The following is a 13,459-nucleotide window of genomic DNA, read 5'->3' as shown; positions in this document are numbered from 1 at the left end:
CCGTTCCGGTATGGACACCGACCACCCGTCGTGGCGCGCGCTCGCAGGCACCCTCGGTGGCTACGGACTGATTCTGGTCGCGATGACGGTGCTGCTGTTCGCGATCCCGACGGCGATCTTCGTTCTGCTCTAACGGCCCGACCCGGCGTCGCCGTCGGCGGCGATCCGGTTCTCGTACTTTCGCAGTGACGTTTCGAGCGCGTCGCCGGCGTCGACGTCGAGTTCCTCGGCCAGCGCCAACAGCGCGAACAGCGCGTCGCCGAGTTCGGCCTCGGGGACCGAGAGCGCTTCCGGGGCCTCGCCGTACTCGCTCGACTTCGCGGCGTCTGCGGCGACTTCCCCGACTTCGGCGGCGAGGTCGAGCATGCGGTAGGCGGGCGGGGCGTGCATCCCGTTGTCGTCGAGGAAGTCGGCCACCTGCTGCTGGGCTGTGGAGAGCTCTTCGGGCATGGCTACTCGACCGTAGGGGTGAAGGAAAATCCGGCGACGCGCCGATCAGGCGAAGGCGGGCGACTCGCCGGCCTCGACCGTCTCGCTCTGCTGGAGCTTCTCCCAGGCGGCTTCGAAGTCCTGGCGCTCGATCTCGGTGCGGTCGTCGCGGATGGCGAACATCCCGGCCTCGGTACAGATCGCTTTCACGTCGGCGCCGGAGGCGTCCTCCGCCATCTCCGCCAGCGCGCCGAACTCCACGTCGTCGGCGACGTTCATGTCGCGGGTGTGGATCTGGAAGATGAGCTCGCGACCCGCGGGGTCGGGCTTGGGCACTTCGATGAGGCGGTCGAAGCGGCCGGGGCGGAGGATCGCCTCGTCGAGCATGTCGAAGCGGTTGGTGGCCGCGATGATGCGCACGTCGCCGCGCTCGTCGAAGCCGTCCATCTCGGAGAGCAGCTGCATCATCGTCCGCTGAACCTCGGCGTCGCCGGAGGTCTTGGAGTCCGTCCGCTTCGAGGCGATGGCGTCGATCTCGTCGATGAAGATGACCGCCGGCTCGTTCTCGCGGGCGACCTCGAACAGGTCACGCACGAGCTTGGCGCCCTCGCCGATGAACTTGTGGACGAGTTCGGAGCCGGCCATCTTGATGAAGCTCGCGTCGGTCTCGTTGGCGACGGCTTTCGCGAGCATCGTCTTCCCCGTCCCGGGCGGGCCGTGGAGCAGGATCCCGCTCGGGGGCTGGATGCCGACCGTGTCGAACGTCTCGGGCTGCTGGAGCGGGAGTTCGACCGTCTCGCGCACCTCGCGCATCTGGTCCTGCAGGCCGCCGATGTCGCCGTAGGTCACGTCCGGCGAGTGGTCGATCTGCATCACGCGGGCCCGCACGTCCGTCTCGCGAGTCAGCTTCTGGACGACCGAGAGGGAGTTGTTGACCGCGACGCGGTCGTCGGGCTCGATATCCTCGCGCATCTCGTCGGTGACCTCGGTCAGGGCCTCCTGGTTGTTGCCGTGCTGCTTGATCACGACGCCGTCGTCGTTGATCTCCTGGACCGTCGCGACGAACAGCGGCGACTGCTTGAGCTTCTCGTTCTCGTGGGAGAGCCGTTCGAGCTTCTGCTGGTACTTGTTGTTCTCGGCGTTGGCGTCGAGCAGGCTGTCACGCATCTGCTCGTTCTGGTCTTCCAGATCCTCGAGGCGCTCACGCAGGGACTCGATCTTCTCCTGTTGCGACGCCGTCTCCTCGTAGGGGAGTTCGACGTCGTCAACCGTATCGCTCATTGGCGGACCGTAAGCGGCTGACTCTTATGAGGCTTCGGGTCCCGTCGGAATCCACCGCGGCCGGACGGCCAGCACAGCGCCGCTGCCTCCCGTATCCACCCGAATCCTCAAGTGTGATCGGGCGGCGAATCTCGCCGTGACCGACCCGGACGCAGTCGCACGGGCGCTAGCCAGCTTGGCCAACGGCGCGCCCGGACACCACGAACGCGATCGCCCCCCGGACGGCCTCCCCGGCCAGTTCCAGGGCGACGGCGAACGCGTCGTCGCCGACGCCGAGGCGTCGATGGAGCGCGTGCGCACGGCAGCGGCGTTCGTCGACGCCGACCGCGAGGCCGACCTCCGCCGCGCCGTCGAGCTCGCCGACGGCCGCGGCGACGACGCGCTCGCGACCCGGGGTCGTGCTGTGCTGTCGACGATCGAGGGGTTCCGCGACGCTGCGGTGGAGGGGCCTCGGTGAGCCTCGCCGGGGGCGGACCACTTCCACCCCGCTCGCACAACGCTCTTCCCGGGAGGGGCGTAGCCGAGGACAGATGACTCGGGTGATACACACGGGCGACACCCACGTCGGCTACCAGCAGTACCACTCCCCCGAGCGCCGGGCGGACTTCCGCCGGGCGTTCGACGCCGTCGTCGACGACGCCATCGACGAGGGCGTCGACGCGGTGGTCCACGCCGGCGACCTGTTCCACGACCGCCGGCCGGAACTGCCGGACCTGATGGGCGTGCTCTCGGCGCTCCGCCGACTGGACGACGCCGGGATCCCGTTTCTCGCCGTCGTCGGGAACCACGAGGCGACCCGGACCGGCGAGTGGCTGGACCTGTTCGAAGGGACCGAACTCGCGACGCGACTCGACGACACGCCCGAGGTCGTCGGCGACACCGCGTTCTACGGCCTCGACTGGGTGCCGGAATCGCGCCGCGACGACCTCACCTACGAGTTCGCGGGCCACGACGCCGAGTACGCGGCGCTCGTCTCGCACGGGCTGTTTACCCCCTTCGAGTTCGGCGAGTGGGACACCGAGACGGTCCTCTCGGAGGCGACCGTCGAGTTCGACGCGATGCTGGTAGGCGACAACCACAAACCCGACACCGCCGAGGTCTCGGGGACGTGGGTCACGTACTGTGGGTCGACCGAGCGCGCGAGCGCGAGCGAGGAGGACGCCCGCGGCTACAACCTCGTTACGTTCGACGATGGGGAGGTCGACATCCGTCGGCGCAGCCTCGACACGCGACCGTTCGCGTTCGTGTCTGTCGACCTCGCCGAGGGCGAAGGGGTCGAGCGCGTCCGCGAGCAGGTGCGCCAGCACGACCTCACGGACGCGGTCTGTATCGTCGAGATCACCGGCGACGGCGAACCGGTCACCCCCGCCGCGATCGAGGAGGCCGGCGAAGAGGCGGGCGCCCTGCTCGTCCGGGTCACGGACCGTCGTGAGGTCGAGGAGGACGCCGATGTCGGCGTCAGCTTCGCCGATCCCGACGACGCGGTGACCGAGCGCGTCGCCGAGATGGGGCTCTCGACGGCCGCCCGCGGCGTCGACGAGACGGTTCGGGAGAGCAAAGTCGCCGACTCGAACGTGCGCGAGGCGGTGAAGAACCGGGTGACCGACCTCCTCGACGAGGAGCCCGCGGCGTTCGAACGCGCCGACGGGGACGCGGGTCGGGAGACCAACGACACCGCTGTCAGCGACGGGAGCGACGACGGAGATGATGGCGAACCGGCCGTCAGGGACGCGACGGCCGACCCGGCAGGGGAGTCAGACGACGCCGCGCAGGGCACCATGGAGGAGTACCTGTGAAGTTCGACCGCCTGCGGCTCCGGAACTTCAAGCCCTACGCCGACACCGATCTGACCTTCGAGGACGGGGTGACCGTCATCCACGGGCTCAACGGCTCCGGAAAGTCCTCGCTGCTCGAGGCCTGCTTCTTCGCGCTCTACGGCTCGCGGGCGCTCGACGGCACCCTCGACGACGCCGTGACGACCGGCGCCGACGAGACCGACGTGGAGCTGTGGTTCACCCACGCCGGCGAGGCGTTCAAGATCACCCGCGAACTCCGGCGGTCCGGCGACTCGATTTCGACCCGGACCTGCACGCTCGACGGGCCCGACGGCGTCATCGAGGGCGCCCGGGACGTACGGGAGTTCGTCGGCGAGGAGCTGCTGCGGATGGACAGCGACTCGTTCCGCAACTGCGCGTACATCCGCCAGGGCGAGGTGAACCGGCTGATCAACGCCTCCCCCGGGAGCGCCGGGAGATGATCGACGACCTGCTCCAGTTGGGGAAGCTGGAGGAGTACCGCGAGCGGGCGAGCGACGCCCGCCTCGGCGTCGAGGACGTGCTCTCGGACAAGCGCGGTGGACTGAACAAACTCGACGAGCAGATCGAAGCCAAAGAGGAGAAAGCGCTCCACGACCGACTCAATGAACTCGAAAGCGAGCTCTCCGACCTCGACGACGAGATCGAGCGCTTCGAGGCCAACCGCGAGGAGGCCCGCGAGACGAAAGCCGACGCCGAGTCGATCATCGAGCAGGCCGAGGAGCGCGAAACCGAACTCGAGGAGCTGACCGAGGAGATCGAGGAGCTGGAGGCGTCGATCCGCGAGACCGAAACCGAGCGCGAGGCGCTTTTCGACCGGATCACCGAGATCCGCGAGCGGATCGAGGAGCGCGAGACCGAGCTCGCCGACCTGGCCGACGCCGCCGGCATCGACGCGGCCACCGAGACGGCCGTCGCCGAGGCACGCGAGAGCATCGACGAGCGGGAGGCCGAGCTCCGCGAACAGCGCCAGGCGCAGCGCGACCGCGTCACCAGCCTCGAGAGCGAGGCCGAGAGCCGCCGGGACGAAGCGGAGCGCCTTCGCGAAGACGCCAGCGAGAAGCGCGAACGCGCCGCCGAACTCGACGCCGAGGCCGACGACGACGAGACCGCGCTCGAGGACGTGCGGGCCGATCTCGAAGAAGTGGTCGCGGAGCGCGAAGCGATCGAGACCCGGTTCGCCGACGCTCCCGTCGAGATCGGCGAGGCCGACGCCCACCGCGAGCGGCTCCGCGATGAACTCGACGAGGTGCAGGCGGCGATCGAGGAGACCGTCGGCAAACTCGCCTCCGCACGCGACAGCGTCGAAGAGGCCGAAGAACTGCTCGAGGCGGGGAACTGCCCCGAGTGTGGACAGCCCGTCGAGGACTCCCCGCACGTCGACTCGCTCGAAGCCGATCGCGAGCGCGTGGAGACGCTCGCTGCGGAGCTCGGCCAGCTCAACGGCCGGAAAGCCGACCTGAAAGCCGACATCGAGAACGCCGAGTCGCTGGCCGACGCCGAGAGTCGCGCCGCGACGCTGGCGGAGCGTCGAGAGCTACTCGAGGCCCGCGTCGAGGAACTGGAGGCCGAGATCGTGGAGGATCGCGCCGACGCCGAGACGCTCCGCGAGGAGGCCGACGAACTCGACGCCGAGGCCGAGGCGGTCGAGACCGCGGCCGCGGAGACCGAATCCGAGGCGGCAGCGGCCCGCGAGCGCGTGGCGGAACTGGACGAGCAGCTCGACGAACTCGACGAGCGCCGGGAGCGACTCGACGCTGTCGCCGACGCCCTCGACGCGATCGAGGACGCCGAAGACCAGATCGACCGCCTGCGCGAGCAACGCGAGAGCAAGGCCGAACTCGCCGACGAGCGCCGTGACCGGCTCGGAGATCTCCGGGAGCGCCGGGACGACCTCCGCGAGCAGTTCGATCGCGACCGCGTCGAGAACGCCCGATCACGGCGGGACGACGCCGTCGACTACCTCGAGAAGGTCGAAGCGAAGCTCGACGCCCTCGCCGACCGCCGCGACGAACTCACCGGCGAGATCGGGAGCGTCGAGAACGAGATCAAGGAGCTCGAGGCGCTACGCGCCGACCGGGAGGAACTCGCCGAGACCGTCGCGGATCTGGAGTCGCTCCACGAGGAGACCGAGCAGTTGGAGCAGACGTATGGCGACCTCCGGGCGGAGCTCCGCCAGCGCAACGTCGAGACGCTCGAACGGATGCTGAACGAGACGTTCGATCTCGCCTACGGCAACGACGCGTACTCTCACATCGAGCTCGACGGCGAATACGACCTGACCGTCTACCAGAAAGACGGGACGCCGCTGTCGCCGGAGCAGCTCTCCGGCGGCGAGCGCGCGCTGTTCAACCTCTCGCTGCGGTGTGCGATCTACCGCCTGCTGTCGGAGGGGATCGAGGGCGCGGCGCCGACGCCGCCGCTGATTCTCGACGAGCCGACGGTGTTCCTCGACTCGGGACACGTCTCCCGGCTGGTGAATCTGGTCGAGGAGATGCGCGGGTTCGGCGTGCGCCAGATCCTGATCGTGAGCCACGACGAGGAGCTGGTCGACGCCGCCGACGAGCTGGTCACCGTCGAGAAGGATACGACCACGAACCGCTCGACCGCGCGCCGGGAGGACGCCGCGACGCTCGCCCGGGCCGAAGCGTTGCTGGAGAGCGGCGACTAGGCGTCGGCCGTCGACGCCCCCCGGAGCAGGCTCACCGCCTCGGCGGCCGTCTCAGTCGCCGCGTAGCCGCGCTCGCCCGCGACACGACACTCCGTTACCAGCCCCGCCGCGCGGAGTTCGGCGAAGAGGCCGTTGAAGTCACTCTCACACAGCCCGGCGGCGGACAGCAGGTCGACCACCGCGGTCGGTCCGTCGTCGACGAGCGTCACCAACACCCCCAGCGTGCGCTCGTCGTGGGCCGCCGTAACCAGCTGTCTCACTGACTCCGGGATCCCCTCGGCCGCGACCGCCAGCGCCCCCTCGACGGCCGGCTCGACAGCGTCTTCGTCGACGGTCCACTCCTCCCCCGTCGCCGGATCTCGGAGTCGTGCGGTCCCGTCAGTCGTCGACAGCAACAGATGGCGCTCCCCGTCCGGCGTCTTGACCGTTCGCATCGCTCGAGGAAAGGCGATAGTCGTGCAAAACGGTTCCGGGGACGCTCAGCTCTCGTCGTCGCTCTCGCCGGACGCTGTCCCTTCCGGGTCCCCGTCGTCGGTCTCGACAGGTTCGGACTCCGCCGCAGCGTCGTCGTCGGTCTCGAACGCCCGGTAGACCGAGTAGGCACGCCAGAACGCGACCAGGCCCCCCGCGACCAGCGCGACCGAGACGAGCGGGAGCCCCCGGAGCGCGTAGACGACGGGTCCGAGTGCGACCAACAGGACGCCGGCGTTGACGTAGATCACTGCCGCCCAGAACGCCGAGGCCGTCTCCGAGCTCACCTCGGCCTCGACGGCCTCACCGTCGGCGCCGGTACGCTCGCGTAGTTCGGCCTCCATGTCCCGGGCTTTCGGACCGTCGTAGCGCTCGTCGGACTCCTCGAACGGCTCGACGGAGCCCTCGACGAACGCCTCGACCGGGTCGTCGTCGCTCACGGTCTCCCTCCCGGACCGAGCGAGAAAAGGGTTCGCAGTCCGCCTCAGCGTCGCTCCGCCAGCGACACCGCCGCGTCGCTCCGGAGCCACGCGAGCGGTGCCTCCGCGTCGTAGAACACGACGCCGCCGTCGACCTCGTAGGTTTCGACGGTCTCGAAGCCGTCGTCAGCCGGTCCCGGGCGTTCCGATGCCGCCTTCGGCAGACCGCTCTCGTCGGGCATGTGAATCAGTACCAATCGGTAGAGTAAATGCCTTTCGGGGGTGTGCGACTGCCCGCCCCGCGGACCACCGTCGTTTTAACGGATCCCGGCAAATCACCGCCAATGAGTGAGAGCGAGCAGTGGGGTCTCGACGAGTTCGAGACCCCCGACGGGGGCCGACCTGACGAGGAGGCGGCCGTCGTCGCCGGGAACGCCGGACAGACAGTCAGCGAGGTGGTCGACGCCGCGGACCTGAAGTTCCCCGACAGCGAGGGGTCACCCAACTGAAGGTCTCGCAGGTCGACTACACCATCGAGGGCTCCGGCGCCGAGGAGTACCCGGTTATCCACGTGTTCGGCCGCACCGCCGACAACGAGTACGAGCACGTCCGCGTACTCGGCGTCGAGCCGTACTTCTACGTCCCGACGGAGCACGTCGCGGACCGCGCGCTGACCGAAGAGTACGACGTGATCCTCGACACGCGTGAGGAGGACGCCAACGGCGAGCGCTTCGAGTCCATCCGGGGAAGCCCCTGACGAAGGTGATCGGTCGCACGCCGCGGGACGTGGGGCAGATCCGCGACGACTTCGAGGAGCATTACGAGGCGGACATCCTGTTCCCGAACCGCTTCCTGATCGACAAGGACGTGAGCGCCGGCCTGCAGGTGCCCGAGCGACGGCTGGAGGACGGCCGGATCCAAGTCCGCTACGACGACGAGGAGCTGGTCGCCGTCGACGCGCCGACAGCGGCCGACCTCCGGGTCAACACGTTCGACATCGAGGTCGACGACCGATCGGGCTTCCCGAGGACGGCGAGGAGCCCATCGTCTGTCTCACCTCCCACGACTCCTACGACGACGAGTACGTGGTCTGGCTGTTCGACGCGCCGGACGCCGAGGTTGCGGCGCCAGAGATGCTCGACGAGTACGAGCAGATCGCCGACTCGGGCAGCGTCGACGTGCGCGTCTTCGACGAGGAGCCGGCGATGCTCGACGCCTTCGTCGAGTACATCGAGGAGACCAACCCGGACGTGCTCACCGGCTGGAACTTCGAGGATTTCGACATGCCGTACGTGCTCGACCGGCTGGAGATGGTCGACCCCAGCACGGAGTACGACCTCGACATCGACCGCCTCTCCCGGGTCGACGAGGTGTGGCGCTCGGACTGGGGTGGCCCGGACGTGAAGGGGCGTGTCGTGTTCGACCTGCTGTACGGCTACAAGCAGATCGTCATCAAGGAGCTCGAGTCGTTCCGCCTCGACGCCATCGGCGAGCGCGAGCTCGACGTGGGGAAGGAGCACTACTCCGGGGACATCGGCGACCTCTGGGAGCAGGACCCCGAGCAGCTGCTGGAGTACAACCTCCGGGACGTGGAGCTCTGTGTCGAAATCGACCGCAAGCAGTCCGTGATCGCGTTCTGGGACGAGGTGCGCTCGTTCGTCGGCTGCAAGCTGGAGGACGCGCCGACGGCGGGCGACGCCGTCGACATGTACGTGCTCCACAAAGCCTACGGCGAGTTCGGCCTGCCGTCGAAGGGCCAACAGGAGGCCGCCGAGGAGTTCGAGGGCGGCGCCGTGTTCGAGCCGATCTCCGGCGTGAAGGAGAACGTCACCGTGCTCGACTTGAAGTCGCTGTACCCGATGTCGATGGCGACGATCAACTCCTCGCCGGAGACGAAGGTCGACCCCGAGGAGTACGACGGCGAGACGTACCACGCGCCGGATGGCACCCACTTCCGGAAGGAGCCGGACGGCATCATGCGGGAGATGATCGACGAGCTCCTCACCGAGCGCGAGGAGAAGAAGGAACTCCGGGACCAGCACGACCCTGATTCCGAGGCGTACGAGCGCTACGACCGCCAGCAGGGCGGGGTGAAGGTGATCATGAACTGCTTCACGCCCGACACCGACGTGCTCACGCCCGACGGCGTCCGGAACATCCGCGACCTCGAGGTCGGCGACGACGTGTACTCGCTGGACCCCGACACCGAGGAGATGGAAGTGAAGTCGGTCGAGGAGACCCACGCCTACCCCGACTACGAGGGTGAGTTGGTCGACATCGAGACGAGCAAGATCGACTTCAGCGTCACGCCGAACCACCGGATGCTCGTCCGAAAGAACGAGACGAACGGGATCACCGAAGACGGCTACAGCTTCGTCGAGGCAGGCGATCTCGACCGCGCGACGAACTACGAACTCCCCCACGACTGGTCGACCGAACACGGCGACGACCTCGGAGAAGTGGACCTCGTGGACTACCTCGACGGCGACTACGAGGTCTGGGTCCGCCCGGAGGTCCACGGTCACACGTTCGCCGCGGAACTGGGCTACTACCCCGACACGGTCCTCAAGAACGATGTCGGTGAGGAGGGGTACGTCTTCGACGCCGAGGCGTACGCAGAACACCGGGAGTACATCGAGTCGGTCTGTGAGCGGAGCTTCGTCCATCGGGAGTCGGGGCGGAAGTGGATCCCCCGAACATTCGACGGCGACGACTTCCTCGACCTGCTGGCCTGGTACGTTACCGAGGGGAACGTCTACACCTCCGAGGAGAAGCAGTTCGGCGAGAAGCTCCGGGGGTCGGCGACGACGATCCAGATCGCACAACAGCCCGCGATGGCCGACGGTGGCGACGACGACCACGCCGCGATCGGCGACCTGCTCGACCGGATGGGGTTCAACTACTACGCCGACGAGAACGGCTACCAGTTCACCTCCCGTCTGCTCGGCGAGACGCTCGAACGGCTCTGTGGCGGCCACAGCTTCGAGAAGCAGCTCCCCGAGTTCATCTTCGGCCTGAGCGAGCGCCAGAAGCGGCGATTCCTCGACACGCTCGTCGCGGGCGACGGCGACCGCCAGCCGAACTCGTGGCGCTACACCACTTCCAGCGACCGCCTCCGCGACGACGTGCTCCGCCTCTGCACCCACCTCGGACTGACCGCCAGCTACGGGGAGAACAGCGGTTCGTGGCGGATCTACGTCGACGAAGGGTCGAAGAACACGCTCCGGATGCACCGCAGCGGCTCGACCAGCACCGCCGACGACGGCGTCTACTGCGTCACCGTCGCGGACAACCACAGCCTGCTGGCCGGCCGGAACGGCACGTTCCAGTTCGTCGGCCAGTCGCTCTACGGCGTCTCGGGCTGGGATCGCTTCCGCCTCTACGACACCGAGGGCGCCGCCGCGGTGACGGCGACGGGCCGAGAGGTCATCGAGTTCACCGAGACCGCGAGCGAGGAGATCGGCCACGAGGTGGCATATGGTGACACTGACAGCGTTATGTTGTCTCTTGGAGAACAGATCTCCAAGGAGGAGGCCATCGAACAGTCCTTCGGCATCGAGGAGCACATCAACGAGCGCTACGACGACTTCGCCCGCGACGAGCTCAACGCCGAGAGCCACCGGTTCGAGATCGAGTTCGAGAAGCTCTACCGCCGGTTCTTCCAGGCCGGCAAGAAGAAGCGCTACGCCGGCCACATCGTCTGGAAGGAGGGGAAGGACGTCGACGACATCGACATCACCGGGTTCGAGTACAAGCGCTCGGACATCGCCCCCGTCACCAAGCGCGTCCAGAAGGCGGTGATCGACATGATCGTCCGCGGCGGCGAGCTGGACGACGTGAAGGAGTACCTCCACGACGAGATCACGACCTTCGAGGAGGGCGACGCCGACCTGGAGGAGGTCGGCATCCCCGGCGGCATCGGGAAACGCCTCGACGCCTACGACACCGACACCGCCCAAGTTCGCGGCGCGAAGTACGCGAACCTCCTGCTGGGGACGAACTTCCAGCGCGGCTCGAAGCCCAAACGGCTCTACCTGAAGAAGGTCCACCCCGAGTTCTGGCAGCGCATGGAGAACGAGCACGGGTTCGACCCCCAGACAGATCCGCTCTACCGGGAGTTCAAGCGCGATCCGGACGTGATCTGCTTCGAGTACGCCGAGGAGGTGCCCGACGAGTTCGAGATCGACTGGCCGAAGATGCTCGACAAGACGCTCAAAGGGCCGATCGAGCGCGTGATCGAGGCGCTGGGGCTCTCCTGGGACGAAGTGAAATCCGGGCAGGAACAGACCGGGCTGGGGCAGTGGGCCTGATCTCGGCGTCCCTCTGAGAGCCACAGAAGTTCGGACGCTTTTTCCCCACCGGCGCGGAACGCCGCCACATGTCTCGCTCCGTCGGCGTGGTGGTCCCCGCCTACCGGCCGGACGTGGACCGGCTCTCGCGCTACGTTCGCGCGCTCGACGAGCGGCTCGCCCCCGCGGAACTCCGCATCGAACTCGACGATCCTGGACCGGGCGACAGCGAGGCCCTCGCCGACCTCCCGGCGACGGTACACGTCGCCGACCGCCGCCGTGGCAAGGGCGCCGCCATCACCGAGGGGTTCGACGCGCTGTCGACGGACGTGCTGGCGTTCGCCGACGCCGACGGCTCGACGCCCGCCGACTCGGTCGCCGACGTGGTCGACCCCGTCGAGTCGGGCGAGTTCGACCTCGCGGCCGGTTCCCGACGCCACCCCGAGGCGACCGTCCAGTCCCACCAGAAGACGCTGCGGCGCTTCCTCGGCGACGGGTTCGCGTGGCTGGCCCGCCAGCTGCTCACCCCGGACCTGTACGACTACCAGTGCGGCGCGAAGGCGGTGTCGGCCAACTTCTGGTCGCGGCTCCGGCGCCACCTCACCGAGTCGGGTTTCGCGTGGGACATCGAACTGCTCGCGATCGCGGGCGCGCTGGGCGGGAAGATCGCCGAGGTGCCCGTGGTCTGGGAGGACCAGCCCGAGTCGACGGTCGACCCCGTGAGCGACACGCTCTCGCTGTTCACCGGACTGCTGGCCGCTCGCCACCGCGCGAAGGCGGTTCGCGGTGATCGGCTCCACCGACTGCTGGCTGGACAGCTCGACCGACCGCTGCTGATCGAGCGAGGTGAGCAGTGAGGGGAGTTCCGGACGAACTACTCGCCGTCGACCGCTTCGGCCAGTTCGTCTCCGTCGGCGCCGTCGGCGCCGTGTTCGACCTCACGGCGAGTTCGGTGCTGAGCGCCGGCGTCGGCGTCCCGCCGGAGCTCGCGAAACTGATCGGCGCCGAGGTGGCGATCGTGGTCATGTTCGTCGTGAACGAGCGCTGGACGTTCGCGGCCCACGGCGCCGACGGCGGCTGGGCGATCCTGCGCCGGTTCCTGAAGTCGAATCTGGTGCGTAGCGGCGGCGTCGCTGTCCAGGTCGGGGTGGTGGCGGGGCTGACGCGGCTGCCGATCGCGCTGACGGCGTTCGGCGTCGATCTCTGGGAGCTGGCGACGTTCCCGATCGCGATCGGCTGCTCGCTGCTGTTGAACTACGTGCTCGAGAGCCTGTTCACGTGGCGCGTGACCGCTGACTGACCCCGGGAAGAACCGACAGAGGGCGACCGAAACAGAACGCTTAACCGTCGTACCCGATTTGGTACAGGTAGCGGGATGGGATAGCCAGGAGATTCCGCCGGGCTCATAACCCGGAGATCGGTAGTTCAAATCTACCTCCCGCTATATTCTCCTGCCGACCACCGACGAACCGCGAGCGGTGAGTCCGGTCGGCAGGGATATAGCGACGGAGTCGGTTGGTACTCGAAGACCGAGCGGAGCGGACTCCTCGCGGTCCAGATCTACTTCCCACGGCGTGATCGTCGACTGCCGAAAGCGCCGTCGACGCCAGACCCAAACGCCCTTCAGAACCGCTCGACTACCGGGCCCCAATGCCCACCGGGGAACGCATCGCCGACATCGACGCCGTACCGGACGACAGCAGCCTCCTCATCACCGTCGCGGACCGCGACAACGGCGAGGAGCGCGAGGTCGTGCTCGTCCGGGCCGGCGACGGCGTCACGGCGTGGTTCAACTACTGCCAGCACTGGCGCGACGTGAACCTCGACACCGGCGACGGCGCCGTGGTTCGGGACGGCGAACTCGTCTGTAAGCGCCACGGCGCCACCTTCGAACGCGACAGCGGGGAGTGTACGTTCGGCCCCTGCGAGGGCGCCGTGCTCGACGAACTCCCCGTCGAGACGGCCGACGGCGGCGTGTTCCTCGACGCCGACGGCTACGAGTTCGTCCGCCTGGGCGCGAGCGAGAGCGACGATGACGCGGACATCGCCCGGTCGATCGAGTCGCGGATCGGCTTCTGAGGAAGG

The 13,459-nt window shown here is 68.2% G+C and carries 11 protein-coding genes, 1 tRNA gene and 2 pseudogenes; 9 read left to right on the top strand and 5 right to left on the bottom strand.

Going from position 1 to position 13,459, the window contains the following annotated elements:
- Positions 1 to 10 precede the first annotated feature (10 nt).
- Complete coding sequence (locus tag SY89_RS19035) at positions 11 to 133, top strand: hypothetical protein (protein WP_275575398.1); 123 nt, start codon at positions 11 to 13, stop codon at positions 131 to 133.
- On the opposite strand, the gene SY89_RS06665 is transcribed toward SY89_RS19035, so the two are convergent.
- Both SY89_RS06665 and pan1 read right to left on the bottom strand, forming a co-directional pair.
- A complete protein-coding gene (locus SY89_RS06665; RefSeq protein WP_054583623.1) occupies positions 130 to 450 on the bottom strand; it encodes a MazG-like family protein in 321 nt (106 codons plus the stop codon). The genes SY89_RS19035 and SY89_RS06665 overlap by 4 nt on opposite strands.
- A gap of 45 nt (positions 451 to 495) precedes the next feature.
- Entirely contained in the window at positions 496 to 1,710 is a 1,215-nt protein-coding gene (pan1, locus tag SY89_RS06660) for a proteasome-activating nucleotidase Pan1 (protein WP_054583622.1), read from the bottom strand.
- 136 nt (positions 1,711 to 1,846) lie between these two features.
- Between pan1 and SY89_RS06655 the strand changes: the two genes are divergently transcribed.
- From SY89_RS06655 to rad50, 3 genes and pseudogenes are all read left to right on the top strand, one after another.
- Positions 1,847 to 2,167, top strand: a complete 321-nt coding sequence (locus tag SY89_RS06655) for a hypothetical protein (RefSeq protein ID WP_144427153.1) — start codon at positions 1,847 to 1,849, stop codon at positions 2,165 to 2,167.
- A 73-nt stretch (positions 2,168 to 2,240) separates the two neighbouring features.
- Positions 2,241 to 3,506: a DNA double-strand break repair protein Mre11 gene (gene mre11 / locus SY89_RS06650; RefSeq protein ID WP_054583620.1), complete on the top strand. Its 1,266-nt coding sequence runs from the start codon at positions 2,241 to 2,243 to the stop codon at positions 3,504 to 3,506.
- Positions 3,503 to 6,195, top strand: a pseudogene (gene rad50, locus SY89_RS06645) (DNA double-strand break repair ATPase Rad50). The gene mre11 and the pseudogene rad50 overlap by 4 nt, the downstream one beginning before the upstream one ends.
- On the opposite strand, the gene SY89_RS06640 reads toward rad50, so the two are convergent.
- Genes SY89_RS06640 through SY89_RS17150 form a run of 3 tightly spaced genes read right to left on the bottom strand, consistent with a single transcriptional unit; the run spans position 6,192 to position 7,327 of the window.
- Complete coding sequence (locus tag SY89_RS06640) at positions 6,192 to 6,629, bottom strand: DUF7346 family protein (protein ID WP_054583619.1); 438 nt, start codon at positions 6,627 to 6,629, stop codon at positions 6,192 to 6,194. The pseudogene rad50 and the gene SY89_RS06640 overlap by 4 nt on opposite strands.
- Positions 6,630 to 6,674: 45 nt before the next feature.
- Entirely contained in the window at positions 6,675 to 7,106 is a 432-nt protein-coding gene (locus SY89_RS06635) for a DUF7322 domain-containing protein (RefSeq protein ID WP_054583618.1), read from the bottom strand.
- A gap of 44 nt (positions 7,107 to 7,150) precedes the next feature.
- Positions 7,151 to 7,327, bottom strand: a complete 177-nt coding sequence (locus SY89_RS17150) for a DUF7331 family protein (RefSeq protein ID WP_189319122.1) — start codon at positions 7,325 to 7,327, stop codon at positions 7,151 to 7,153.
- Between the two features lie 102 nt (positions 7,328 to 7,429).
- Here SY89_RS17150 and SY89_RS06630 point away from each other — a divergent pair.
- The 5 genes and pseudogenes from SY89_RS06630 (at position 7,430) to SY89_RS06610 (ending at position 13,453) form a co-directional block, all read left to right on the top strand.
- Positions 7,430 to 11,395 (top strand): annotated as a pseudogene (locus SY89_RS06630) (DNA polymerase domain-containing protein).
- Positions 11,396 to 11,463: 68 nt separating this feature from the next.
- Entirely contained in the window at positions 11,464 to 12,231 is a 768-nt protein-coding gene (locus SY89_RS06625) for a glycosyltransferase (RefSeq protein ID WP_054583617.1), read from the top strand.
- Positions 12,228 to 12,674, top strand: coding sequence for a GtrA family protein (locus SY89_RS06620; RefSeq protein WP_054583616.1), 447 nt, complete (start codon positions 12,228 to 12,230; stop codon positions 12,672 to 12,674). Before SY89_RS06625 ends, SY89_RS06620 begins: the two co-directional genes overlap by 4 nt.
- A gap of 69 nt (positions 12,675 to 12,743) precedes the next feature.
- A tRNA-Met gene (locus tag SY89_RS06615) sits at positions 12,744 to 12,818 on the top strand.
- Positions 12,819 to 13,024: 206 nt separating this feature from the next.
- Positions 13,025 to 13,453, top strand: a complete 429-nt coding sequence (locus SY89_RS06610; RefSeq protein WP_054583615.1) for a Rieske (2Fe-2S) protein — start codon at positions 13,025 to 13,027, stop codon at positions 13,451 to 13,453.
- The last annotated feature ends 6 nt before the right edge of the window (positions 13,454 to 13,459 follow it).

Source organism: Halolamina pelagica (assembly GCF_001307315.1).
Classification (GTDB): domain Archaea; phylum Halobacteriota; class Halobacteria; order Halobacteriales; family Haloferacaceae; genus Halolamina; species Halolamina pelagica_B.
The sequence above is the reverse complement of the archived record's forward strand: the minus strand, read 5'-3'. Positions and strand labels throughout refer to the sequence as shown.